This is a genomic window from Legionella sp. ST3F1 (assembly GCF_048553315.1).
Classification (GTDB): Bacteria; Pseudomonadota; Gammaproteobacteria; order Legionellales; family Legionellaceae; genus Tatlockia; species Tatlockia donaldsonii.
Map to the genome: position 1 here is coordinate 15,956 of NZ_JBLZIO010000014.1, position 25,170 is coordinate 41,125.

Below are 25,170 nucleotides of genomic sequence, written 5' to 3' on the forward strand. Positions count from 1 at the left end.
AACTTAATTTCAAAACCAAATGCTCGATTTAATCTCTTCATGACCAACATTTCCTTTTATTGTTCTTGACAAGCACAGTGTGAGCCATAATAATTCGACGATTTTTAACCAATTTGCTGAAGGGATAATCGGCGCTTAACTAGGAAAAATATGCAAAATAATAAAGTAGTTATGTTGGCTCTTATCGCCCTACCGTTGACTTTTTCTCTGAATGCCAATGCCTCTACAAGTTCAACCGATTATAGTTTTAACGGTTTGTCTCTTAGTGCCTCATTGGGAAGCTTATCCGGCAAATCACAAGAATACGTTTATGATTCGGAGAGTGGTAGAAAAATGAGTCAATTGGACTGGCGGATCAAAAACGCACCTATCGTTAACGGTGAAGTCAATTATGATTTCCTATCCTGGCTTAGTCTCAATGGTAGAGGATGGGTTACTCTGGGTAAAAGCAAAACAACAATGGATGATTATGATTGGCTGGATCCTTTTCAATCTAATTGGACGGATTGGTCTCATCATGAAAACACCCACCTTAATTATGGTAATGAACTGGATTTGAATCTACGAGCATGGATAATGCAAAAACAAAACTATAAGTTAGGTCTTGTCGCAGGGTATCAAAGAAATAGCTATAGTTGGCGTGCAGTTGGTGGCTGCTATCAGTATGAAAACGGTAGTGAGATAGGTTGTTTTGTAAATGATGACGGGGGAATAGGTTATCAACAAAAATTTAATACTCCTTATGTAGGGTTATCAGGAAAATATGTAATCAATAATTTTGAGTTTAATGCTCTGCTTAAATTTAGTGATTGGGCTAATGCGCAAGATCGAGATGAACACTACTCTCGTGGCCTAACCTTCAAAGAGCGTGGGCAAAATTCAAAGTTCTATTCAGCAACGATTGATGCAGGGTATCATTTTACTCAAAGTACGAAGCTTTTCGCCGCAGCCTCCTATAATCACTATTCAAAGGGACTAGCTGATACTGAGATAATAGACAACATGACTGGCGAGCGCGCTTATTTCAATAATGCAGCTGGTATTTCCAATAAAAGCTATATCCTCTCATTAGGGATCCAATATCTTTTTGGATAATGACCTAAGTAATCGAGCCCAATGTGTTTGAATTTACCATTGGGCTTTTCACCGCGAATTTTTTGCCTGAATAGTCTGTCCCCCAATCTCGTAACCTTATCTTTATGCAGAACAAAGAACTCTGCAATCTATTGAATTTGGCTTTTTTTTCTTTATAGTAACTGGGGGAAATTAAAAGGCTAATCATGGAAAAGACAATAAAGCCACAGGAACAATTACAAGGAATTATCCAATTACTCGTACAAAATAAACTTATCACGACTGAGAAAGCACTTGAATATCAACAAATTGCTTTTAAAAACAAACAAACTTTATTGCAATATTTAATTAGTGAGCAATTATTTTGTGCGCAAAAACTTGCGCAAGCAATAGCAGAACATTATTGCGTTCCTTTCATCGATCTGGATAGTATTGACATCAATTCTATCTCTCACACCCTGATTAATGAACATTTAATTCGCCGCCACCATATCGTGCCGCTTTTTATTCGTTGCAATCGCTTATTGCTCGCCACGGATGATCCTGGTAAGCCATTTTTATTAAAAGAAATTCAATTTCATGCAGAGCTCCCTGTCTCCATCGTAGTCGTTGAAAGCGATAAACTCGGTAAATTGATTAACAAGATACTGTCAGAAAAAGAAAAACACACCCCTCCAGTTGGCCTGACCTATTTAGAAAATTATGCAGAACCTGAAGAGTTAGCCCCAGCCATTCAATTTGTCAATCATTGTTTACAGGATGCAATTAGTAAAAGAGCATCTGATATTCATTTTGAACCTTATGAACATCAATATCGCATTCGTTATCGTCGAGACGGTTTGTTATTCGAAGCAACATCACCGCCCCTTAACCTAACCAATCAGATTACATCCCGCATTAAGGTAATGGCTAATCTTGATATTTCTGAGCGTCGCGTCCCACAAGATGGGCATTTTAAAATGAAAATATCCCATACTCGCACGATTGATTGCCGGGTAAATACTTGCCCTACCATTTATGGTGAAAAAATTGTTATAAGAGTACTTGAGCAAGCACTTCCGCAGTTAGGCATTGATGCACTAGGATTTAACACGGTTCAAAAAAAACAATTTTTAAACGCTATAATACAACCACAAGGTCTGATCCTGGTAACCGGACCTACAGGCAGCGGTAAAACAATTTCCCTTTATTCAGCACTTGCCCTGTTAAACAGTGAAGAAAGAAATATCTCAACTGTGGAAGATCCTGTGGAAATTAAAATACCAGGGATTAACCAAGTTAATATTAATACCAAGGCTGGTTTAACCTTCCCTACCATCTTACGTGCTTTTTTACGACAAGACCCTGACGTTATTATGGTTGGTGAAATTCGTGATCTTGAAACAGCCGAAATCGCTATTAAAGCAGCGCAAACTGGCCATCTTGTTTTATCTACCTTGCATACAAATAGTGCTGCTGAAACACTGAACCGCTTACTCAATATGGGTATCCTGCCTTTCAATATTGCTTGCACTATTCGTTTAGTAGTTGCGCAACGTTTAGTAAGACGCCTATGTCTTTATTGCAAACTGATACGCAATGATATTCCTTCGGATGATTTAATAAAACTAGGGTTTCATAAGAAAGAACTCTGTACACTCCAATTGTATAAATCAGGCAGCTGTAAGCAATGTATCAATGGTTATTACGGCCAAATAGCGCTATTTGAATTACTTCCCATGACCCAAACAATAACAGAACTTGTTATGGCCGGAGGAAATTCAGTAGGTATTCTCCAACAAGCGCAACGTGAAGGCATGATCACTATCTATCAATCAGGTCTTGAAAAAATAAAGCAAGGGCTTACCACGATAGAAGAAGTTCAACGAGTAGCCTTGAGTAATGTATGACTAACAAAACAAACTACTATCAATGGCAAGGACTCAACCGTCGTGGAGAAAAACTAACAGGCTCTCTTGCCGCTCCTAATCTTGCAGCAGTTAGAATCGAATTGCGCAAGCAAGGAGTGATTACTAAAAAAATAAGCAAACTATCGTTCTTCTCTTCTCTCCGTATTAATAAAAAAATTACCACAAATGATATCACTTTGTTTAGCCGACAGATGGCAACCCTAATCAAGGCAGGCATACCCTTAATCCAATCCTTTGAAACACTTATTAAGAGCTGTAGCAATCAAGCAATGAAAAATCTACTACAAATTATTAAAAAAGATATAGAAACGGGACTTACACTCACAGAGTCCTTTCGTAAACATCCACCATTTTTTAATACCTTGTTTTGCAATCTTGTCGATGCCGGAGAAAAATCTGGCTCGCTTGAGCTCACGCTGACTAAGCTGGCAGTTTATAAAGAAAAAATGGGTGTCATTAAAAGGGGAATTAAAAAAATACTCGCCTATCCTTGCGCTGTTTTAAGCATTGCTCTATTTGTCACAGTTGCACTGTTAATATATGTTATTCCACAATTCGAACAATTATTCAAAACCTTTGATGCCGAGCTTCCTTTATTAACACGAGGTATCATTTATTTCTCTCAGTTCTTTAAAAATTACTGGCTTATATCCACTGGAACGGTACTAGGTATTATTTATAGCCTATTCTACGCATTCAAGCGCTCTCAACAATTTCGACAATGGTTAGACAAGCTCTTGCTAAAAACACCTTTTCTTGGAGTTGTTCTTACAAAAATCATTATTGCTCGCTTTGCGTGGACCCTCTCCATTACTTTTGCCGCTGGCCTTCCCTTACTGGAAGCTTTAAAATTGGTTGCGCAAGTAACAGGTAACTCCATCTATACCCAGGCAGTTAATGACGTTCAGAAAGAGATAGGTAACGGTCAACAGTTGCAAACTGCTTTAGCCAGTAAAGCCTTATTTCCCGCAATGGTAATTCAAATGATCGCGGTTGGAGAAGAATCAGGTACTCTCGAGCTGATGCTGACTAGAATAGCTACTTATTATGAAGAAGAGGTAGATAGCGCAATAAGTACTTTAAACAATCTGTTAGAACCTATTATTATGTCACTTTTAGGACTGCTGATAGGTATTTTGATAATTGCCCTGTATCTTCCTATTTTTAAACTTGGCTCAATAGTGTAGAAAATAATGCTTAATCAATTGCAAATTATTCATTCCCCAACAACTTACATCTTGCTTGCCCTGTTTTCTTTGGCTATAGGCAGCTTTTTAAATGTTCTTATTTATCGTTTACCTCGAATGATTCAGGCTGAGTGGAAGAAAGAATGTCGTCAAATACTGAACATGTCTCCAGAATTAAGCGAAAAAATAAATTTATTTTTGCCTCGCTCATTCTGTCCTGCCTGCAAGGCAATGATCCCCGCAATACATAATCTTCCATTGCTTAGTTACTTATTCTTAGGTGGCCGTTGCAGGCAATGCAAACACTCCATTTCACCACGCTATCCCTTGGTTGAAAGCCTCAGTTGTTTACTTGCTCTATTAGCTGCCTGGCATTTCGATTTTAATTTAACCTTGGTTTTCGCACTGTTATTTATCTGGTTTAGTATTAGCTTATTCTTTATTGATCTCCAGCATCAAATCTTACCAGATAGTCTAACTTTAGGCCTACTTTGGCTAGGCTTAATCGCTAATACGCAATCGCTTTTTACGTCTTTATCAGACGCCGTTTTAAGTGCTGCCTGTGCTTATCTATGCCTGTGGCTATTTATTCAAATCTTTTATTTATGTACTGGTAAAATAGGAATGGGGCACGGTGATTTTAAATTATTTGCCGCATTTGGTGCCTGGTTTGGCTGGACTCAGTTACCCCTTATTTTATTATTTGCTTCCTTAAGTGGTATCCTAATAGGAGTTATCTATCTAAAAGCCAAAGGAAAAACAACAAAAAATACACCAATTCCCTTTGGTCCCTTTCTCTGTATTGCTGGCCTCGTCTCGCTATTTGGTGGAAAGTCTTTTATAAATTGGTATTTAACTTTTCTCTTTAACTAAGGAGCTCAGTAGAGCTCTGATCTCCTTATAATGACCGATTGAATCAACTTTTATTACGATGTTTCATTAACGCGGAGAAGAATTCAGGTTTATTCAAGCCTATTGCCGCAAATATCTGTGGAACTCTATCCCAACTGTTTTCCTGCTCGATACTGGCAACGACTAACTCAAATCCTCTATCACGATCAGGAGTCACACCCCAACCATTTATATAGCATAAGCCCCGTAACCGTTTTGCTTCAACATGCCCAAGTTTTTCTGCAGCTTGCAAATAGACATGCGCCTCTTCATAAAGCTGAAGCATTTGACGCTCATTTCCTGGGCTTGCAAAAAGTTTTCCTTCCTCAAGTTTTGCTCTGTAGTTGGCTTCATCCAGTAGTTTTTTTCCTAGTTGGTATCCAGCGACTGGATCATCCAATGTTGAAGCCGCACGTAAGCAGGCAACAACCATTACATCCGCGAAAGGATATTTTTTATGGCCTATTAAAGAATGATAGATAGCTCCTAACTCATGATAATAAGAAATTTCTTTTGCTAACACGTCATCTTTGGGCTGATTATGAACACGGTTGTGCTGCATCGCCTTTATTTTTTTATTTAATCTTCTAATTTTAAACCGTTTAAAAAGCATGCCAGCTCCTTTTATGGGACAGTTAATAACCATTGTAGCAACGACAACGCTAATAAAACTAACACAATTAGCAACACTATTTTGAAACCAAAACTTAGCGTCGCTTTTACTTCTTCTTTTATTTCTATCTGCTTGTCTGTTTTTACCGGTTCAATACCATGGATTTTATTATCTATGTGATTTGAGGCAAGATGGGAAATATAACCGCAAATCAGGGCTGGAATAATAAAAATGAGAAAAATTATCCAGGAAGCCCCAGCTTCACTAAACTCATAATATTCTTTTAACCATTCATGCCAATTTAAAACAATTGCAGGTATATCATAATTCCAGCCCCAAAAAAGGTAGGGAACTACATAAAAGCCAAGAGCAAATAAAGTTAAACTAAGTAGTAGCGTAACGATACCAAGAATAAAAACTTTACTATTTTGCTCGTAGCGATCTGGTTCCATAATCTTTATTTATCCCGGAATTTAATCATAAACAGTACAAAAATCATTGGAATCATATAAATTCATTAATTTTTCGAGCTGGCTTCTAGTAATCCGGCATTCTGACAGTGGCGGTAAAGTCCCCAGACTAAAAAAACCTATATCGAGAATTTCATGACTATGGGTAAATTGCCCTCCAATTACCTCACAATAAAAAATGCATTTATAAATGTAAGGCCAGTGGGGGGGATGATCATGTTTTGCAGTATCCCATAAGGCAAGAAGCCGTTTTACTCGGGTCTGTAATCCTGTTTCCTCATGTACTTCTTTCACTATACACTCAGAAGGAGAATAATTGACATCTGCCCAGCCACCCGGTAACGCCCATTTTCCATCCTGTGCCTCACGCACTAATAATAGTTCATCATTTTGGATTATCAAGGCTCTGACATCAACTTTAGGCGTCGCATAGCCAGCTTGATTTAGAAAAGTTGCCTGAAGAACCTCTTTCTTTACATCCACAACATCTGACATCATTTCAACAGCCAGTCTTGCCAGTTGTTCATAACGTTCTTTATCGTAGAGATCAGTACTGTAGGTAAGGCCAATCTGAGCAATTGCTTGGACCTCGGTAGCCCAGGCCAACAAATTCTTTAATTTATCAGACGAGCTTGTCATCTCTTTTCCAATAATCATCACTCTCATGAAAATAACAGAAGCGAGTTACCTTGCCAAGCTATTATAAGCTGGTAGCAAGATTATTAATCGATTAGAATCATAAATTTGAGTTTAGAGACTACTCTCTAAAGAAGGGGTTATAGATGAAACGATATGTTTTCATGATTTCAGATGGGACAGGGATTACCGCTGAAAATTTAGGCAATAGTTTAATTACGCAATTTGAAAACATTGAGTTTGAGAAACTTACTATTCCCTACATCGATACTGTCGCAAAAGCAGAAGCAGCAGTTGCACGCATAGACTCTTCTTACGAAGAAACAGGTATTAAACCGCTCATCTTCATGACTTTGATTAACCCAGATATAGCTCAAGCAATTAAACAGTCTAAAGCAAAAGTTTTTGATCTTTTTAATACTTTTCTTGGACCTCTCGAGCATGAGTTGCAAGCCAAATCATCTTATACTGTGGGGCGTACTCACGGTGTCGCAAATCCGCAATCATATACTCAACGTATTGAAGCAGTAGACTATGCCTTAGCCCATGACGATGGCATTAAAACACGTGGCTATGAAAAAGCAGACATTATTTTAATTGGGGTATCACGCTGCGGCAAAACGCCCAGCTGCCTTTATATGGCCTTACACTTCGGTGTCTTGGCCGCCAACTACCCTTTTGCCGAGGATGATTTAACCTCTTTTCGCTTACCAGAATCATTAAGGCCGTACAAGAATAAATTGTTTGGACTCACAATTGACGCGGAAAGATTACAGCATATACGTACAGAACGACGCCCTAACAGTCAATACGCCTCGATGGAACAATGTCGACGTGAAGTTGCTGAGGTCGAAACGATGTACCAACGCGAAAACATTCCCTATATCAATTCCACTCGCTATTCAATTGAGGAAATTGCTACCAAGATTCTGGCTACAGCCGGGATTAAACGAAAATTCTAATTGAACAACAAAAACGCTAGAAAGCAGCAAAAAATATCCTAGCGTTTTTCTTCTTCATTATTGCTTCGCTCAAATCTGCCAAAGAGCCATAAACTCAACAACCGACAAGGCTGCTAATGAATTAGTATCATCCATTGCCTTGGAAATTGCCTCAACACGTGCAGGCGCATAGCGGGTTGCTAAATTCCGTTTAAATTTTGCTAACAAAACCGAAAGCCCCTCTTCGCGGCGTCGTTTATGGCCAATAGGATATTCTACCGTTATCAATTGTGATTCTGTACCGTCGTTAAAAAATAGCTTGATGCTGTTTGCTATAGAGCGTTTTTCAGGATCATGATAGTCACGCGAAAATTGTTGATTTTCACTCACATGCATTTTTTCACGTAGTTCATCAATACGTGGATCAGAGGCCGTTTCATCTTCATAATGTTCAGCTCGTAGATCACCGTGCAAAAGAGCAACCGCTACCATATATTGCAGGCAATGATCTCTATCAGCGGGATTATGCAAAGCACCTTGCTTACTAATAATACGAATTGCTGACTCATGAGTTACTAGTTCTATCCGTGCAATATCCGCGATTCGCGCTTTTACCTGCGGATGTAAAGCAACAGCACATTCAACAGCGGTTTGAGCGTGAAACTCCGCTGGATAAGATAATTTAAATAAAATGTTCTCCATGACATAACTGCCATAGGGACGTTGAAATTTAAAGGCTTTGCCACCAAATAAAACGTCATAAAATCCCCATTTAGGGGCTGTTAAAGCACTGGGGTAGCCCATTTCACCACGAGCAGAAATCAAGGCTAAACGTACAGCACGCGACGTCGCATCACCGGCAGCCCACGATTTACGTGAACCAGCATTCGGAGCATGGCGATAGGTTCTCAGGCTTTGTCCGTCCACAAAAACTTGCGATAAAGTACGAAGCATTGTATCTCTATCTGCACCAAGTAATAGGGCAGCAACGGCTGCACTGGCAACCTTGACTAGCAAAACATGATCCAAGCCAACGCGATTAAAGCTATTTTCTAAAGCCAGAGATCCCTGAATCTCGTGTGCCTTAATCATTGCAGTCAATACTTCATGCATGGTAATTGCTGCTTTACCCTGCTGGAGATTTTGTCGACTCATATAATCAGCTACAGCCAGAATCGCACCCAGATTATCAGATGGATGCCCCCATTCAGCCGCGAGCCAAGTGTCATTAAAATCAAGCCATCGCACCATAGTCCCGATATTAAATGCCGCCTGCACCGGATCAAGTTCATAATTAGTACCGGGTACACGTGCCCCGCCTGGCAAAACCGCGCCAGGGACAACAGGACCCAGCAATTTGGTACATTCAGGAAAATTAAGCGCCAACATGCCGCAACCTAAAGTATCCATTAAACAAAGGCGAGCTGTTTCGTAAGCAGCTGCACTCTTAATCTCCATATCCAATACATAATCAGCAATATCTGTTAGTACATTGTCATAATCTGGTTTAACGTTGTCTTCTACATAGGAATGCATATTATCCTCGCTGCTCAATAGGAATAAATTTTCTAGCATCAGGTCCAGTGTATTCGGAAGTTGGCCTAATCAAACGATTATCTGCACGTTGCTCAAAAACATGTGCTGACCAACCGGTAATCCTTGACATCACAAAGATAGGGGTAAATAAAAAGGTCGGTATACCTGCGTAGTGATAAGCTGATGCACTGTAAAAATCAAGATTTGGAAATAATTTCTTCTCACGCCGCATTACCGCTTCAACACTTTCTGAAACCCTGTATAACAATAGATCGTTTTTGGATTCAGCTAATTTATGCGACCACGCCTTAATAATATCTGACCGAGGATCGCAATCCTTATAGACACGATGGCCAAAACCCATAATTTTCGCTTTATTAGCCAGCATTTCCATTAAACGCTGTTCAGCTTCCTCTGGACTTTTAAACTGTTCAATCAACTCCATTGCGGCTTCATTTGCTCCACCATGTAAAGGGCCACGTAAGGTACCAATTGCTGAAGTAATTGCTGAATAGAAATCAGCCAGAGTAGCAGCTGTAACGCGAGCCGCAAAGGTGGAGGCATTAAATTCATGCTCAGCATACAAAATCAGGGAAACATTCATCATGTCACTTTCCAACTTAGATGGCTTACGCTCATGAAGCAGTTCAAGAAAATGCCCCCCTATGGTGTCTTCATTACTTTCACCACTAATTTCTTTCCCTTTAAAATGATAAGCATACCAATAACACATCATGCCCGGGAATAAGGCTAGCAGTCGATCAGCAATGTCATATTGCTGAGCAAAATCCTTTTCTGGTTCCAAGGTACCTAACATTGAACAGCCAGTCCGCAATACATCCATTGGATGCGTATTTTTAGGGATTAATTTCAATACAGTCTTTAATGTATTAGGCAAATGGCGCAAACCAACCAATTTTTTTGTATAAGTGCTAAGCTCTGAACTTGTAGGTAACTTACCATAATGAAGTAAATAAGCCACCTCCTCGAACGTTGCATGCTCGGCCAAATCATCAATGGAGTAACCACGATAATTTAACCCTTTTCCAGCCAGCCCTACAGTGGCTATAGCCGATTGCCCAGCTATTACACCAGCCAATCCTCCTGCTGCTTTATTGACCATCCTCACCCTCCATCAATTGGTCTAATTTTTTTTCATAATCGTGATACCCCAGTACCTCATACAAATCATTACGTGTTTGCATGCTCTCCAGCAAGCCTTTCTGTGTCCCCTCTTCCTTAATTGCTTTATAAACACGTAAAGCTGCTTGTGACATAGCTCTAAAAGCACTCAAAGGATACAAAATAAGTTGCACACCAGCCTTAGCCAACTCATCCCTGGTAAATAACGGTGTTTTACCAAACTCAGTAATATTGGCCAGGATAGGCACTTTAACCTGTTTACTAAAAGTCTGGTATTCATCCAGTGTCGTCATTGCTTCTGCAAAAATCATATCAGCGCCCAACTCAACACAGAATTGAGCTCGCTCTATCGCAGCATTCATTCCCTCAACTGCATAGGCATCGGTCCGTGCCATAATAACAAAACTGTCATCACTTCGCGCATCTACTGCTACTTTAATACGATCACCCATTTCCTCCATTGAAACAATCGCTTTATTGGGACGATGCCCGCAACGCTTAGCGAGCACTTGATCTTCAATATGAATGGCGGCAACACCAGCCCGCTCCATTAGTTGTACAGTTCGAGCAATGTTAAATGCGTGTCCCCAACCAGTATCAACATCAACTAATAAAGGCAAGGAACAGGCTTGGCTGATTCGCCTAACGTCTTCTAACACCTCAGTAAGACTAGTCATACCTAAATCAGGCAAACCATAAGAGGCATTGGCAACACCTGCGCCGGATAGATAAATTGCCTCACAGCCAACTGATTCAGCAAGCATTGCAGAATAAGCATTGATGGTTCCGACAATTTGTAATGGAGAATGATTTTGAACAAGCGTTCTAAAGCGCTTTCCCATAGACATCAATATTCACTCCTTGACATTGTGAACGGCATTTTTATCATGCTGGCAGTCTGATAGCAACTGCTAAACCTGTGGAAAAACAAGCTATTTAACCGATAGAACGATGATTTAGGACGAGAAGAAGGGGCGAATCAAAGCCCGGAACACTATCCGGGCACATGATTATTTTACAGATACTTCCTTCCACCAATTTGTTTTGGTTTCAGTTGCCCAATGCCCATCACGCATACGCGCAACAAAGGCTTCTGTTTTTTCAGGAGAAGAATTTTTCATATCCAGCTTAATGCACCAGTCCCAATCACCTGTAGTGGACCACATTTTTTCTACCCCATCCCATTTGGCCATTGTGCTTAAATCAGACCAGGGTTTATTCGTTTTCATAAAAATTATACTGTTCCATGTATCCATAATCACTATCCTTAATTTTAGGGGGACGCCTATGCAATGACAGCAACCCCTGGTGTCTGTAAATAAAACTCCAGCGTTTTCAGCTTAGAACAATTATCTCGGTCCTGCCATGTGCTTTTAATAAATTTTTTGTTAAGTTAAGCAAAGTAAGATCTGGCAACAAACCCTAAATAAAGGCATGAACTACAAGGTACTCTACACCCCAATGAATCTCTCACGCTTTTTTTATTTACTGCTTATATTGGGTTCAGCTCTATATTCTCCCACTTCGCCAGCTATGCAAACCACACAGAAATTCTGGTCAACTCTTTTCCTGAATACGGATATTGACAAATTTTCCTATCAAATTGAACCACAAGTACGGCTTGTCAACGATCCTAGAGTACTTGAGCAATTCCTGTCGCGATTTAGCGGCGGTTATAATGCTTCCTCGCAATGGGCTTTTTGGTTAGGTACAGGTTGGTTCTCCACTGCACAAGATGAAGATACTAGAAGTCAGGAGTTTCGCCTATGGCAAGATGTTATTTACAATGAAACACTGAACTCCAATAAATTTTTTTTTAGATCACGCGTTGAACAACGCAGAAGTAAAGGCTCCGACCAATGGGGTTATCGATTTAGAGAGCGTATTCTTATTAGCCACCCGCTTACAACCAGTATTAGCCTTGTTGGCTCAAATGAGTTCTTTATCAACTTTAACCGGCCAGACTGGCTTTCCACTAAAACCATTGATCAAAATCGATTATCGATTGGTCTTGATCAACAAGCATCAAAATGGTTAAACGTTGGCGCAGGCTATCTCAATCAGGTAATTTTTTCAACACCAATCCAAATGGGACATGTAGTTACCTTTAATGTACAAATTCATCTTCCTGGAGGCTAAGACTTATAATCAAATAACCAAATACCCTTTTGAATACCATGTGCAATGACCTGAAATATGAACCCGCTCGTCATGAATTTCACAAGTTAACTCCCCTTTGCGGAAAGAACCCTGGATAGCATGCAAGATCTTTTTATTGAGGCGCTCAGCCCAAAAAGGTCCAAGAACACAATGAGCTGACCCTGTGACCGGATCCTCCGCAATGTTATGCCTTGGGTAAAAACAGCGTGAATAAAAATCTGCACCACTGCAACGAGATGTGAGAATTAATCCACGTTTCGGTAATTTGACTAACCCTTTAAGATCGACTTGAGCATGCAACACTTTATTTTCATCAGCAAGTAAAATTAGGTAATCCAAGTCACTTTCAAAAACATCCACATAAGGTTTATCAATTAAGGCTGCAATTAGTTCCGGGGTCTCACTCAATTGAAAATTTAATCGAGGAAAATCCAGGGTATAGCTCTCTCCTTTTTTTCTCACCGAAAGAAGTCCACTAGGACTCGAAAAATGAACCGTATCTTTAGAACATTTACCTAGCTCATGTAAAACAAAACCTGCGGCTAAGGTAGCATGTCCACAAAGACTAATTTCACCCCGCGGTGTAAACCAACGGATATGAAAACCACTTTTATCCTCAATAATAAAAGCGGTTTCCGAAAGATTATTTTCAACAGCAATAGCCTGCATCAATTCATCATTGAGCCAATCATTGAGCAGGCATACTGCCGCCGGATTCCCGTGAAATATTTTGTCAGTAAATGAATCAATTTGAAAAATTTCAATGCTGTTCACGGACTACCCCATTGACTAACCTGTGGATTCGAAGAGTAACGATCTCATGTTAGAGAAGCAATACTCTCACTTTTCTCTCTCTGAAAAAGATATGTTAACATGTTCAAAAAAAAACAGGGAAGATTAAGCTATCAATAAGCAGCTTGAGCTACTACTTATTTGATTTATTAAATATGCTTTGATTTTTTTCTTCCTTAAGAAAGCAAAAAAACAAAGCATATGGCAGTTTTAATGTCGCGCTTGTTGAATCGCAGGTTGAATAGAGGCTCTTTTTATGACCTGTCTGGATTGATTGTCAGCCAAGTTGAGACTTTCCCTTAGAAAATGAGAAGATTCAGTTAAATGCGAGAGTAAATCTTGTGTTAACTGCGTTGAATCCATTCTATTCAGTATATTCATCACTAAAGACAGATGACCAGCCATTAACTCAAAATTTTCATTACCCTCTTTCTGCTCCCTGTAGACAATTACTTTTGCCTTCATGGCTACTCCTGATTAATTATTGATATAAAGTTATAGTTCAAAATTCCTATCTTACAAGTAACTTGATAATTTTGACCAATTCCTTTGCCCATACTGTAAAAGTATAGGCTATAAAATGAATCTTAATCTTGATGCAAATTTTTTGTTAATTCTTTACGTAAAAAACGAGCTGGCGATAAAGATTGCACTAAGGTGCGAGGCAGAAACCAGGGCTCATTGTTAATCAGTGATGCTAACCATTCAGCGCTAAGCGGAACCGTCGTTAACCCCCGCGAACCAAAACCGGCACACAGAAATAAACCGGGGTAAAAAACACCGGGAGTAGGCAACCAACGCTTAGCATTCGTTGCTAAATCAGCAAAACGCGCTTTAAAAAGCTGCTCATCCGGCACAGGACCGACCAAAGGTAAATAATCGGGAGTAGCTGCTCTCACACCAGCCCAATTGTCAATCACTTCATCAGACCAAACTAATTCTGTAGAGATTTTTTCCAACCTTGCGAGATTGCTCTTATTATCCTCTTCATAGCAAGTTTGTTTAGTAACGTCTAAATGATAAGTTGCTCCAATGGCATGCATACCTTTATTTGCTGGTAAAACATGGCCATCGCCACACAAGGGTATTTTTAATTTTTCACTAGGAAAGTTTGAGCTAATCATTGTCATTTGGCCACGAATTGATTTCAGTGGTAGAAAAGAGGTTTGGCTAAATTGATTCGCTTGATTGCCGTTCGCAATGATTAATACGTCGGCCTTATGCCCTGCTACATGCCATTGCTCATTTCTAAAGACTAATTCTCTTATTACTGTGTCAGGAATCCAATTGACCCCTTTTTCTTGAGCAAATATATTGCATAATGCACGTGAATCCAACCATCCAGAGTGAGGGATGAACAAACCACCAGTATTTAAGTGAATTCCAGCAATTTCCGTTGCACACTGCTGATCTACAAGAACACCCAACTCAGGATAAGCAGCCAACCATTTCTCTAAACCAAGCTGTGAAGCCCGTTCTCTATCATTGAAGGCCAGTTGCAAAATCCCCGACAATTTACCAATATCATGTTTATGAAGTAATTGGCTATAAATGCGATGAGCAAAAAGAAAAGCATTTAGCATAAATAGAGTTAAAGGTGAGCGATAAGCGGATAATTTTGGGTATAAAACTGCCTGGGGATTCCCTGATGCACCACAACCCACTTCATTCTGAGCATCCATTAAAGTAACTTGCCAACCGCGTTTCGCTAAAGCTTGAGCGAGATAACAACCAGCCAATCCTGCACCTAAAACAATGGCCTTTTTTTCATTGACAATTCTTGGAATACCACTTTGCCAAGGTGTAACCCGAGCTCTTGGCGAGGAGGCGAACTCTGCTTTTTTAAATGCAGCAACCACCATTTCACGTTTTTGACCAAAGCCTTTGATTTTTTTGACCTCAAAACCAACCACTTGCAAATTTTTTCTAACAACACCTGCAGCAGAAAAGGTAGCAAGCGTTGTTCCTGGTTTAGATAATTGCCCTATTATCTGAAAAAGCTCTTCATTCCACATCTGCTGGTTTTTGGCTGGTGCAAAACCATCCAAAAACCAGGCATCAATATGATTTGTCCTTAATTCTGCTTCAAGTTTAACATCCCCACAAACTAAAAGTTGATGAAAACAGTGGCTAGCTTCTCCAAGCATCAAAGTTAAATTGACTCTGCCATTTTCAAATTGTAGATGATGAAATCCTGGCGTTAAAATAGGGTAATCTGCCTGTAAAACCAACGCTAAGTTCTTTAATTGCGGCCATAAAGCTAAACAACGAGCAAGCTCCTCTCGTCGCAAAGGGAATTTCTCGCAACTGATAAAATGCAACCGAGCTTGCTGAGGGGCATATTTAAGCCACAGCGACCAAGTTAATAAAAAATTAAGACCGCTACCAAAACCTGTTTCTGCAATAGCAAAAGAATCACGTCCCTCAGTGGCTAACCGTTGCCAACGTTCTATGAGGTTGTTCCCGGTGATAAACACATGCTCCGCTTCTAACAAACCATTTTCATTAGAAAAATAAATGTCATTAAATCGGGTAGAAAACGGCAAACCATCACACCACATTAAATCTGCCGTTTCAATTGGAATAAAAGGATTACTCACAAGCACACACTAGAATGATTTCGTAACAAAGCCAAGCTATGCCGAAAATTAACGCGTGGGTGTGATTATAACAGAGTTGTTAACTACCGCTGCATTTGCTTCATTAACTACTTCAGATTGCATATTTTCAATCCATTTACATAACCGTGGTCTTAAAATAAATACTAACAAAGCGGCAACTAGAGCAATTAAGCCTAGCTCTAAAAATACACGACTATAGCTGGAATTAGTGAGTACAGGTGAAATACTGTCTTGCCCGCCCATCATCCAATTAGAACTATAACTTGATAAGATCGCCCCTACACCGGTGCTCAACATCCACATGCCCATCATCACGCCTTGTAGAGAATTAGGTATTAGCGCGCCTACCATCGCATAACCAATAGGTGCGATAAGCAATTCACCGGCACTTTGGAGAATAAAACTGAGAAAGATCCATCCAGGGGCAACCAATCCAACCGAATTTGCACTGATTATCCCTACAGGCAGTATTATAAACGCTAAACTAATTAACAATAAGGCCCAGGCAAATTGCACAGGAATATTAATAGGTATGCCACGCGAACGCAGATGGTTCAATAATGAACTTAATAATGGCCCACCGATAACAATGCTTAACGTATTGATATTCTGAAACCATTGTGGAGGGATGGTCATCATCAGCCAATTACGATCAACATTGTTATCGATAAAATAGGTTAAACCCATAGGCCCGGTCTGATACAACATCCAAAACACCGTACTCACTAACATCAACACTACAAAAGCGAGCATCTTTTTTTGTGCATCCATAACATTTTGCTGGAATGCGAGCCAACAAGCAACAGCTAACATTAATCCACCAGTAAACAAAACCAACTTATTTGCCCAATTAGCAAAATGAATCAATTGGCTTAAAAGCAAAGGCATACAAAGAATAACCAATATGCCAACCAAAGAAGCTTGTCGTTTCTTTTGTCTAGAAAGACGCGAATAAACAGTTTCATGATCGGCTAAACTGTGCCAACAGTATAAACAAATAAAAAGAGCAACCAAATTACCCAAACTACTCAATAAAAATAAGCGTTGATAATTTTGCGATAATTGAAAATAACCACTCAAACTAAACCCAGTAAAGAAACCGATATTCATTCCTGCATAATTCCACAAAAAAACGGTTTCACGGCGTTGGTCTTGGGGTTTAAAACGTTGCGTTAGCATACAGTTAACACAGGCAACATTAAGACCACAGCCAATTAAAAAAGTGGCTAAACCATAATAAAGGTAAGCTACATTGATACTGGCTAATAAAATACAGCCAACAATTTGCGCAAACATACTAAAACAAAACAGCGCTCGATTTGAGAAAAATCTCCCACCGCAATAACCACCCAATAGGTGTAAAGTAAAGTTAAGGGCAACAAATATGCCTGTAACGCTATTAGCCAATTTAATGGATAAACCAAGTTTGCCAGTCATATACAAAACCAGCGTCGAATAAAGCACACTAAAACTTAAGGTCGCAAAAACTTGAATGAAGAACAGGGGAACTACTCCTTGCGGCAACCTATTCCAAACTATTTTTTTGTTAGCTACTCTTAACATTGGATGCCCTCCTCTGTTAGCTAATTCACCTCGAATATGACATGGCAATTTTTAGCTGTCTATGCAAAAAGGACGATCAAATAAAGTTATTACAAAAACCTGCAATTTCTTTACAAATTGAAGTTTTATTGCAATATTTTTTATACAAAACTCTACAATTTCTTTACAATACAAGACTTAGAACAAGTTTTGCTGCTTCGATCGCTCTTTTGATTTGATCCCTGTAGTTAATGATCAACGTGTTTGAGGTTTAACCATGCACAAAAAAATTTACTTAACTGGCATAGAAAAGCGACCAGGAAAATCGTTTGTATCGTTGGGTTTTTTATCAGCGCTTAAAGAACAGCAAAACTCTATTCAATGCTTTAAGTTATTTACGGAATCAGATGAGTCGCAAATTCCATTACTGGAAGCAGTAGCAGAACAATCTCTAACACCGATCATGGATGTCAATAAAGCCATTGCGCTTATGCGCACGCAACCTGAAGATTTACTTTCAGCGGTATTAGAAGCAACCAAAACTCAAAACCAGGATGATTTGATTTATCTTGAGGGCAGCGATTTTGAAAGTGACAATGATGTTTTTGAATATCAGTTTAATTTAACACTCGCGCATCAACTAAATTGCGATGTAGTCTTAGTAGTTTCAGCTAAAGATAGAACCTTGGAGCATACGCTTTCTATCTTAAAGACTGCTCTGGAAGTGAGCAAAAAAGCGCATGCACGTGTTGTGGGAGTTATTATTAACCAAGTGTCGCCTTCTGATGAAAGTGAAGCATCCGAGCTTTTTAACAAGCAGTTACCCAAACTGGCATTTACAGCCATTCTTCCCGAGTTTGAATCTCTGGCTAACCCATCTGTTCGCGATATAGTGACCACTTTAGATGCTAAAATCTTATGTGGAGAAAGCGAGTTAGACCGCCCCGTCAGACAATTTACGATTGCTGCCAAGACTGTAAGTAATTTCTTGCAATCACGTCTTGATAGAAGCGGTATGCTTATTATCACGCCAGATGATCGCATTGATATTCTTTTAGGCTCACTTCTGGCCGATCAATCAGCTTATTATCCTAAAATAGCCGGTATTGTTTTAACCGGAGGTGAAATGCCCGGAACCGCCATCTGTGAAATTCTCGCAGGCCTCGATCACCCCTTTCCGGTCTTACTAACAGCACTTAAAACCTATGAAACGGCTACCACTCTGTTTTCAGCAAAATTTAGTTTAAGTGAATCTAATCCAGATAAAGTGAAAACAGCCATAGAAACGATGCGTCCTTATCTCCATGAACCCTTGACAAAATTACTGAGTGATAATTCAGTTAAACCACAATTAAGTCCAGCAGTATTTCTTTATGACTTAATCCATAGGGCAAAGCAGTTAAAACGGCATATTGTTCTTCCAGAAGGTGATGATGCCCGAATACTAATTGCTGCAGATCACTTACTAAAACGTAATATTGTTAAGATTACGCTCTTGGGTAAAACTGAAAAGATTAATTTATTAGCCAAACGTCTGGATTTGAATTTGTCAAATGCAACAATTATTGATATTGAAAAATCCGCAAAGCGAGAAAACTACGCTCAACAATATTACCAGCTTCGTCAACATAAAAATGTTAATTTACCTATTGCTCTTGAGCGAATGACTGATATTAATTATTTCGCTGCAATGATGGTTTATTGTGGTGATGCAGATGGTATGGTTTCCGGAGCAGCCCATACTACGGCAGATACCGTCAGACCAGCTTTGGAAATAATAAAAACCAAACCTGGCGTCAGCAAGGTATCCTCTATTTTCATTATGTGCATGCCTGCACGTGTTTTAATCTATGGGGACTGCGCTATTAATCCAGAACCTGATAGTCAAACACTTGCTGAAATTACAGCTCAGGCCGCCCAAATCGCTAAAAATTTGGGTATAGAACCCAAGGTCGCGCTTTTGTCTTATTCTTCGGGTGATTCCGGTAAAGGAGAAAGTGTGGAGAAAGTAGCCAAGGCTATGGAAATTGTGAAGAAACAACAACCCGATTTGTTAGCAGAAGGACCTATGCAATATGATGCTGCAGTCGATCCTGAGGTTGCTGCAAAAAAACTACCTCATTCCAAACTTGCAGGTCATGCAACTGTACTGATTTTTCCTGATCTTAATACGGGGAACAACACGTATAAGGCAGTACAACGTGAAAGTGGGGCTCTGGCAATTGGTCCGGTATTGTTAGGCTTAAACAAACCAGTCAACGATTTAAGTAGAGGCTGCACGCCGCAAGATATTATCAACACGATTCTCGTTACTGCCATTCAAGCACAAGGTGATAAATAATGTATATTTTAACGATCAACGCAGGAAGTTCCTCTATTAAATATAAGGCATTCCAGGTTGAAAAGCAGCAAGTTACTCCCCTGCTATCAGGCTTAATTGAAGGAATTGGTGAATCTGAATGCCTTTGGCATCATTATAAGCACAGTAAAGAAACCATAAAAAAAAATTTTAAAGCGCATGATGAGTCATTTCACTCATTAGCGGACAAATTACACCATGACCTTAAAGATCATCCTATAACAGGCGTTGGTCATCGTGTGGTACACGGGGGTGAGCGCTATTATGAACCGACGGTTATTACACCCCAAATATTAAAGGAAATAAAAGAGCTTGCTCATCTTGCTCCAATTCATAATCCGATTAATGCCCTGGGTATTGAGTTCGCCCAACAGTATTTCCCAGAAGCTCAGCATATCGCTGTCTTTGATAGCGGCTTCCATCATACAATGCCGGAATATATTCGCCAATACGCAATTGATTCAGCGATAGCGAATCGTTATCAAATTAAACGTTATGGTTTTCATGGTATCAATCATGAATATGTTGCCAACCAGGCAGCAACCTATTTGCAAAAACCAATAAAAGACTGCAATTTTATTACTTTGCATTTAGGGAATGGTGCAAGTGCTTGCTTAATTAAGCAAGGTAAATCTTTTGATACCTCAATGGGGATGACCCCTTTAGCAGGTTTGGTAATGGGTACACGTTGTGGAGATATCGATCCGGCAATTCCCTTATATTTACAGCAGCAAGGGATGACTGCCCAGCAAGTTGATATCTTCTTGAATAAACAAAGTGGATTAAAAGGCATTGCGGGTGAAAATGACATGCGTAGGCTCATAGCTAATGCTTTAGCAGGTGATCAGAGCGCAGAACTCGCTATTGAGATGTATGTTTATGCCATTCAAAAAACAATTGGCGCTTACAGTAGCCAAGTTGCCGCCCTGGATGGGTTAATTTTTACCGGTGGCGTAGGTGAAAACGCTGCTTTAATTCGTGAGCGGATTGTCGCGCCTCTCAAGCACCTGGATTTTGAATTAGATTCTACAGCCAACTCAAGTTGCAGTAATGAAAAATGCCAGATTATCTCAAATTCTGGAAAACCTATTTTAGTCGTTCGAGGGGATGAAGAAGCCTATATTGCTCAGAAAGCAGCCACTAAAATTCTGGAAAACCAACACCAATCTAAATCATGAAAAATTTGATATTTCGCTAGCTTGAGTCGAAAAGCGTTGGTTAATAGTAAATGAACTGCGACAGTAAATTGACGCTTTTCGATCGAGATAGTAGAAAGGTCAACAGACTCTATCCGGCTTTACGAAAAGTAAGGTTCAAGCGGTATCTACCGACTAAAAAATGCTCATTCTCTTTGAGTGGTAAGATACCATGATAGCGAAGTCTGGCTGGCCCACCCCAAACCACAACATCTCCATGCATTAGAGGCAAGCGTTGTAATTTATCGCTTCGTTTAAAACCACCAAACAAAAATATTGCAGGAATGCCAAGCGATACAGAGACAATTGGGGCAGCAAAATCCTTTTCATCTTTATCTTGATGTAAGGAAAGACGACTCTTTGGTTCATAACGATTTATCAAACAAGCATCTGGAATAAAATGACTAAAGCCCGCTTGCAAAGCAGCTGATTTAGCGAGCTCTACCAATGAATGAGGCATTGGCGGCCAACTTTTTCCACTTAAAGGATCAATTGATTCATAACGATATCCACTTTCATCCGTTATCCAACCCAAAGATCCACAGTTTGACATAGCAACTGACATGATATATCCCCCCGGCGTTACCATATGCCGAAACGGAGCCACATCAATGACTTTCTTCAAATCTGCCAGAATTAAACGATCCATAGAAAGAGTAAAACCATGTAATATTACAGCACCAGGAGCCAGAATTTCCTGGTAGGGCTCTTGATATACTTTATCAAACAAATCCCAATTCATAACTCTATCTTTAATTACCTTACTCTATTAAGTTTAGCTAACTTATTATATAAACTTTTTCTATTAAAAATATTTTATGCTTTTTAGTATGAGCACATACAAGGGGAGGATAGATAACTGGTCATTAAACCATCTACAAAAGAAATTACTCAAATAGCTAAATCCTGGAGCCTTTATAGAACAATAATCCTGCATCTGGAGCGAAGTCACTAAGACTCAACTTCTATTTCAACCAGTTGACTTGTGCCAAAGTGACCGGGGGCAGCAAAATGGTAATTATTTGATGTAAATTGTTCTTTAATTATTTTAACCTGTCTATTATCCAGACGGGCACCATATTGTTTGACAACCTGTGCCGCTGCCTTATTGGCCAAATCGATTGCCAACTGAGGTGCATATCCCTGAGTAATTGCATAGAGATAAGCTCCAGCAAACATATCACCAGCTCCTACCGTATCTACAGCCAATACAGGTGTTGTTGGAATAGCCATTATTTCACCATCTATAGCTAAAACAGCCCCACGACTTCCGCAAGTAACCACTAAATGGTTTGCTAAAGGTTGTAACAAACCAATGGCCGCCTCTAAATGATCCGTTTGAGTAAATAAAAGAGCTTCCTCTTCATTACAAAATAAAAGATCAACTCCACCATCAATGACTGCTAGTAATTCATTCTTGAAATAACGAACCATATTTGGATCAGATAGGGTTAAAGCAACCCTGGTATTGACAGTATTTGCATACCGTCGCGCAGTTAATAATGCATTTCTAGCGGTGGGTGAAGTAACTAAATAACCTTCGAGATAGATATATCGCGCTGCAGCAATCGCTTTTAAATCCAACGCCTCTGGGCATAAAGTTTCTGAAATACCCAAATGAGTATTCAGAGTTCGTTGCGCATCCTCTGTGACAAGTACAATACATTGCCCAGTTATACCAGACGACAGATTATTGACAGTTAAATTGCAATCAAGACCGAGGGCTTTTAACTCATGCAAAAATAAATAACCCGCCTCGTCGTTAGCAACTTTACAACTATAATAACCACGTCCACCAAACTGACTGAGAGCAATCATTGTATTGGCGGCAGAGCCGCCACATCCCCTATGACAAAACGAATCCGCTAAGGCTGTCATCAAGCGATGATGCGTTAGTTCATCTGTTAAAGTCATGACTCCTTTTTCTATCTGAAAATCTTCTAAAATCTGCTCATCAATTTTTGCTTCCCTATCCAATAGGGCATTTCCTACACCATAAACATGGTATTTTTTCATTAAGCTCTGATCTCCGTGAGGCTTGCCAACACTGACTCCGCAGCTTGCTGTGTCAATTGAATTTCTTCGTTTTGATGAGCAATAGACACAAAACCTGCTTCGTACATAGATGGCGCGAAATAAACTCCTTTTTGTAACATACCATGAAAAAATTGTTTAAATAAAGTTTCATCCGAGGAAGCAATATCCGCATAATCAAAAACTTGTTTTTTACGATTAAAACAAAAACCAAACATACCCCCCAAGGAGGAGTGACAAAATGGAATATTAAATGAAGCAGCAACCTCAGCCAAGCCTTCTACCATTGCAGTTGTATTAGCAGAAAGTCGCTCGTAAAATCCTGGCTTTTCCAATTCAGTCAAGGTCGCTAAACCAGCAGCCATCGCTAAAGGATTACCTGATAAAGTACCTGCTTGATAAACGGGCCCTTCAGGCGCTAAATGAGTCATAATTTCAGCCTTGCCACCCACTGCTCCAACAGGCATACCACCACCAATTACTTTACCAAGCGTCGTGAGATCAGGAATAATATTAAATAGTTGCTGTGCTCCACCTAAAGCCACCCTAAATCCAGTCATTACTTCGTCAAAAATTAATAACGCTTCATGAGCATCACATAAATCACGTAATCCTTGCAGAAAATCTGGTTTTGGTAATACAAAACCCATATTGCCGGCAACTGGCTCTATGATAATTGCAGCAATATCGCCAGGATATTGCTCAAACAGTTTTTCTGTTTGTTCAAGGCTATTAAAGTCAGCAGTGAGTGTATGTTCGGTTATACTGGCAGGTATGCCTGGCGTAGAAGGAATACCAAGAGTCAGTAAACCCGAACCTGCTTTTACAAGCAAACTGTCATTGTGACCATGATAACAGCCATTGAACTTGATAATTTTATTTTTACCAGTAAAGCCGCGTGCCAATCGAATAGCCGTCATTGTTGCTTCTGTACCAGAATTAACCATCCTTATCTTTTCGATAGCCGGCATTAGCGTCGTAATTTTTTGCGCAAGCCTGACTTCCAATTCAGTTGGCGCACCAAAACTCATACCGCTGCGCAAGGCAATACTAACTGCATCAACAACGCCAGGATGACAATGCCCTAAAATGAGAGGCCCCCAAGATCCTACATAATCGATATAATGTTTATTATCAGCATCAATTAAGTAAGCCCCTTTTCCCTGTTTAAAAAAGATTGGATCGCCGCCAACACCTTTAAAAGCTCTAACAGGGGAATTGACACCGCCAGGAATAACGGTTTGCGCTTGCGCAAATAATTGTTGAGAACTCCGCATGACCACTCCATCGTCTAGAATTAACCCGTTATTCTACAGTCTTTTTAGGGGGCTGACAAAAATTATAACAAATTTAGACTTTACATTAGTGCAGTCAATAGCTAAATTAGCCCCTTTAAAATATTGAGCGGCAGATATGCAAGATTACAAAAAATACATTTGTGTTATATGTGGTTTTATCTACGATGAGGCTGAAGGTTGGCCTGAAGATGGCATTCAAGCAGGCACGCGTTGGGAGGAAGTACCGGAAAACTGGTTCTGTCCTGATTGCGGAGCAGGTAAAGAAGACTTTGAAATGGTTGAAATAGATTAATCCTTAATTAGCAATCTTTCCCTGCCGTGAGGCTCCTCCTGACTCACGGCTAAAATGGCTTGAGTACCACCAAGAAAACGATAGCCAACAAAAATAAAGTCGGCAATTCATTAAAGATCCGGTAAAATCTTGCCCTCTTTTCGTTCTTGTCCTGAGCAAATTGCCTAACAAAACGCCCACAGAACAGATGGTAAAACCACAATAAAATCACCAAACTTACTTTTGCATGCATCCAACCTGCTTTTAAGTAGTACTGCCAATTGTAGCTAATCAGGGCCAAACCAAATCCCGTTGTTAATAAAGCAGCAGGCCAAGTTATTCCATAATACAAGCGCTTTTCCATAATTTTAAAACGTTCAATCGATATTTGATCGTTTGTATCAGCGTGATAAACAAAAAGACGAGGTAAATAAAAAAGACCGGCAAACCAAGCAACCATTGCGATAATATGAAGTGCCTTTACAATTAACATAGG

Annotated in this window: 24 protein-coding genes; 9 read left to right on the forward strand and 15 right to left on the reverse strand. The window is 39.7% G+C overall.

Annotation, left to right across the window (positions count from 1 at the left end):
• Positions 1 to 150: 150 nt before the first annotated feature.
• The 4 genes from ACN4Z1_RS10460 (at position 151) to ACN4Z1_RS10475 (ending at position 5,044) form a co-directional block, all read left to right on the forward strand.
• Entirely contained in the window at positions 151 to 1,095 is a 945-nt protein-coding gene (locus tag ACN4Z1_RS10460) for an omptin family outer membrane protease (RefSeq protein ID WP_228364718.1), read from the forward strand.
• A gap of 185 nt (positions 1,096 to 1,280) precedes the next feature.
• Complete coding sequence (gene pilB / locus ACN4Z1_RS10465; protein WP_228364719.1) at positions 1,281 to 2,963, forward strand: type IV-A pilus assembly ATPase PilB; 1,683 nt, start codon at positions 1,281 to 1,283, stop codon at positions 2,961 to 2,963.
• Positions 2,960 to 4,171, forward strand: coding sequence for a type II secretion system F family protein (locus ACN4Z1_RS10470; protein ID WP_228364720.1), 1,212 nt, complete (start codon positions 2,960 to 2,962; stop codon positions 4,169 to 4,171). The genes pilB and ACN4Z1_RS10470 overlap by 4 nt, the downstream gene beginning before the upstream one ends.
• A gap of 6 nt (positions 4,172 to 4,177) precedes the next feature.
• The gene (locus ACN4Z1_RS10475) at positions 4,178 to 5,044 is read left to right on the forward strand and encodes a prepilin peptidase (protein WP_228364721.1); all 867 of its coding nucleotides are present in this window, start codon (positions 4,178 to 4,180) and stop codon (positions 5,042 to 5,044) included.
• Positions 5,045 to 5,087: 43 nt separating this feature from the next.
• Here ACN4Z1_RS10475 and ACN4Z1_RS10480 read toward each other — a convergent pair whose 3' ends face one another.
• The 3 genes from ACN4Z1_RS10480 to ACN4Z1_RS10490 are packed head-to-tail and all read right to left on the reverse strand — an operon-like array spanning position 5,088 to position 6,784.
• On the reverse strand, positions 5,088 to 5,675 hold the full coding sequence (locus tag ACN4Z1_RS10480; RefSeq protein WP_228364722.1) for a hypothetical protein: 588 nt from the start codon (positions 5,673 to 5,675) through the stop codon (positions 5,088 to 5,090).
• Positions 5,676 to 5,686: 11 nt separating this feature from the next.
• Positions 5,687 to 6,127 carry a hypothetical protein gene (locus ACN4Z1_RS10485; RefSeq protein WP_115221237.1) on the reverse strand — a complete coding sequence of 147 codons (441 nt, stop codon included), beginning with the start codon at positions 6,125 to 6,127 and terminating at the stop codon, positions 5,687 to 5,689.
• Between the two features lie 21 nt (positions 6,128 to 6,148).
• On the reverse strand, positions 6,149 to 6,784 hold the full coding sequence (locus ACN4Z1_RS10490; protein ID WP_228364723.1) for an NUDIX hydrolase: 636 nt from the start codon (positions 6,782 to 6,784) through the stop codon (positions 6,149 to 6,151).
• 143 nt (positions 6,785 to 6,927) lie between these two features.
• Between ACN4Z1_RS10490 and ACN4Z1_RS10495 the strand changes: the two genes are divergently transcribed.
• On the forward strand, positions 6,928 to 7,743 hold the full coding sequence (locus ACN4Z1_RS10495; protein ID WP_115221235.1) for a pyruvate, water dikinase regulatory protein: 816 nt from the start codon (positions 6,928 to 6,930) through the stop codon (positions 7,741 to 7,743).
• Between the two features lie 69 nt (positions 7,744 to 7,812).
• Here ACN4Z1_RS10495 and ACN4Z1_RS10500 read toward each other — a convergent pair whose 3' ends face one another.
• From ACN4Z1_RS10500 to ACN4Z1_RS10515, 4 genes are all read right to left on the reverse strand, one after another.
• Positions 7,813 to 9,258, reverse strand: a complete 1,446-nt coding sequence (locus tag ACN4Z1_RS10500; RefSeq protein ID WP_228364724.1) for a bifunctional 2-methylcitrate dehydratase/aconitate hydratase — start codon at positions 9,256 to 9,258, stop codon at positions 7,813 to 7,815.
• Between the two features lies 1 nt (position 9,259).
• Positions 9,260 to 10,381 (reverse strand): bifunctional 2-methylcitrate synthase/citrate synthase, encoded by a 1,122-nt coding sequence (gene prpC / locus ACN4Z1_RS10505; RefSeq protein ID WP_228364725.1) that lies wholly within the window; start codon positions 10,379 to 10,381, stop codon positions 9,260 to 9,262.
• A complete protein-coding gene (gene prpB / locus ACN4Z1_RS10510; protein WP_228364726.1) occupies positions 10,371 to 11,249 on the reverse strand; it encodes a methylisocitrate lyase in 879 nt (292 codons plus the stop codon). Before prpB ends, prpC begins: the two co-directional genes overlap by 11 nt.
• A 162-nt stretch (positions 11,250 to 11,411) precedes the next feature.
• Positions 11,412 to 11,657: a hypothetical protein gene (locus ACN4Z1_RS10515; RefSeq protein WP_115221231.1), complete on the reverse strand. Its 246-nt coding sequence runs from the start codon at positions 11,655 to 11,657 to the stop codon at positions 11,412 to 11,414.
• Positions 11,658 to 11,862: 205 nt separating this feature from the next.
• Here ACN4Z1_RS10515 and ACN4Z1_RS10520 point away from each other — a divergent pair, with 205 nt between their 5' ends.
• On the forward strand, positions 11,863 to 12,540 hold the full coding sequence (locus ACN4Z1_RS10520; protein ID WP_419388079.1) for a DUF2490 domain-containing protein: 678 nt from the start codon (positions 11,863 to 11,865) through the stop codon (positions 12,538 to 12,540).
• Between the two features lie 9 nt (positions 12,541 to 12,549).
• Here the strand turns inward: ACN4Z1_RS10520 and ACN4Z1_RS10525 are convergent, their stop codons facing one another.
• From ACN4Z1_RS10525 to ACN4Z1_RS10540, 4 genes are all read right to left on the reverse strand, one after another.
• Positions 12,550 to 13,335 (reverse strand): PhzF family phenazine biosynthesis protein, encoded by a 786-nt coding sequence (locus tag ACN4Z1_RS10525; protein ID WP_115221229.1) that lies wholly within the window; start codon positions 13,333 to 13,335, stop codon positions 12,550 to 12,552.
• Between the two features lie 228 nt (positions 13,336 to 13,563).
• Positions 13,564 to 13,818, reverse strand: coding sequence for a hypothetical protein (locus tag ACN4Z1_RS10530; RefSeq protein ID WP_228364728.1), 255 nt, complete (start codon positions 13,816 to 13,818; stop codon positions 13,564 to 13,566).
• Positions 13,819 to 13,940: 122 nt separating this feature from the next.
• Positions 13,941 to 15,953, reverse strand: coding sequence for a bifunctional tRNA (5-methylaminomethyl-2-thiouridine)(34)-methyltransferase MnmD/FAD-dependent 5-carboxymethylaminomethyl-2-thiouridine(34) oxidoreductase MnmC (gene mnmC, locus ACN4Z1_RS10535; RefSeq protein WP_228364729.1), 2,013 nt, complete (start codon positions 15,951 to 15,953; stop codon positions 13,941 to 13,943).
• A 48-nt stretch (positions 15,954 to 16,001) separates the two neighbouring features.
• The gene (locus tag ACN4Z1_RS10540) at positions 16,002 to 17,537 is read right to left on the reverse strand and encodes a peptide MFS transporter (protein WP_115221226.1); all 1,536 of its coding nucleotides are present in this window, start codon (positions 17,535 to 17,537) and stop codon (positions 16,002 to 16,004) included.
• A 256-nt stretch (positions 17,538 to 17,793) separates the two neighbouring features.
• Between ACN4Z1_RS10540 and pta the strand changes: the two genes are divergently transcribed.
• Entirely contained in the window at positions 17,794 to 19,857 is a 2,064-nt protein-coding gene (gene pta / locus ACN4Z1_RS10545; protein WP_228364730.1) for a phosphate acetyltransferase, read from the forward strand.
• Positions 19,857 to 21,053 (forward strand): acetate/propionate family kinase, encoded by a 1,197-nt coding sequence (locus ACN4Z1_RS10550; protein WP_228364731.1) that lies wholly within the window; start codon positions 19,857 to 19,859, stop codon positions 21,051 to 21,053. Before pta ends, ACN4Z1_RS10550 begins: the two co-directional genes overlap by 1 nt.
• A gap of 109 nt (positions 21,054 to 21,162) precedes the next feature.
• On the opposite strand, the gene alkB is transcribed toward ACN4Z1_RS10550, so the two are convergent.
• From alkB to hemL, 3 genes are all read right to left on the reverse strand, one after another.
• The gene (gene alkB / locus ACN4Z1_RS10555; RefSeq protein ID WP_228364732.1) at positions 21,163 to 21,813 is read right to left on the reverse strand and encodes a DNA oxidative demethylase AlkB; all 651 of its coding nucleotides are present in this window, start codon (positions 21,811 to 21,813) and stop codon (positions 21,163 to 21,165) included.
• 209 nt (positions 21,814 to 22,022) lie between these two features.
• Positions 22,023 to 23,087 carry an adenosine kinase gene (locus ACN4Z1_RS10560; RefSeq protein ID WP_228364733.1) on the reverse strand — a complete coding sequence of 355 codons (1,065 nt, stop codon included), beginning with the start codon at positions 23,085 to 23,087 and terminating at the stop codon, positions 22,023 to 22,025.
• Positions 23,087 to 24,382 (reverse strand): glutamate-1-semialdehyde 2,1-aminomutase, encoded by a 1,296-nt coding sequence (gene hemL, locus ACN4Z1_RS10565; protein ID WP_228364734.1) that lies wholly within the window; start codon positions 24,380 to 24,382, stop codon positions 23,087 to 23,089. Before hemL ends, ACN4Z1_RS10560 begins: the two co-directional genes overlap by 1 nt.
• 136 nt (positions 24,383 to 24,518) lie before the next feature.
• Between hemL and ACN4Z1_RS10570 the strand changes: the two genes are divergently transcribed.
• Positions 24,519 to 24,695: a rubredoxin gene (locus ACN4Z1_RS10570; RefSeq protein ID WP_115221220.1), complete on the forward strand. Its 177-nt coding sequence runs from the start codon at positions 24,519 to 24,521 to the stop codon at positions 24,693 to 24,695.
• 49 nt (positions 24,696 to 24,744) lie between these two features.
• On the opposite strand, the gene hemJ is transcribed toward ACN4Z1_RS10570, so the two are convergent.
• Positions 24,745 to 25,167: a protoporphyrinogen oxidase HemJ gene (hemJ, locus tag ACN4Z1_RS10575; protein ID WP_228364735.1), complete on the reverse strand. Its 423-nt coding sequence runs from the start codon at positions 25,165 to 25,167 to the stop codon at positions 24,745 to 24,747.
• Positions 25,168 to 25,170 lie beyond the last annotated feature (3 nt).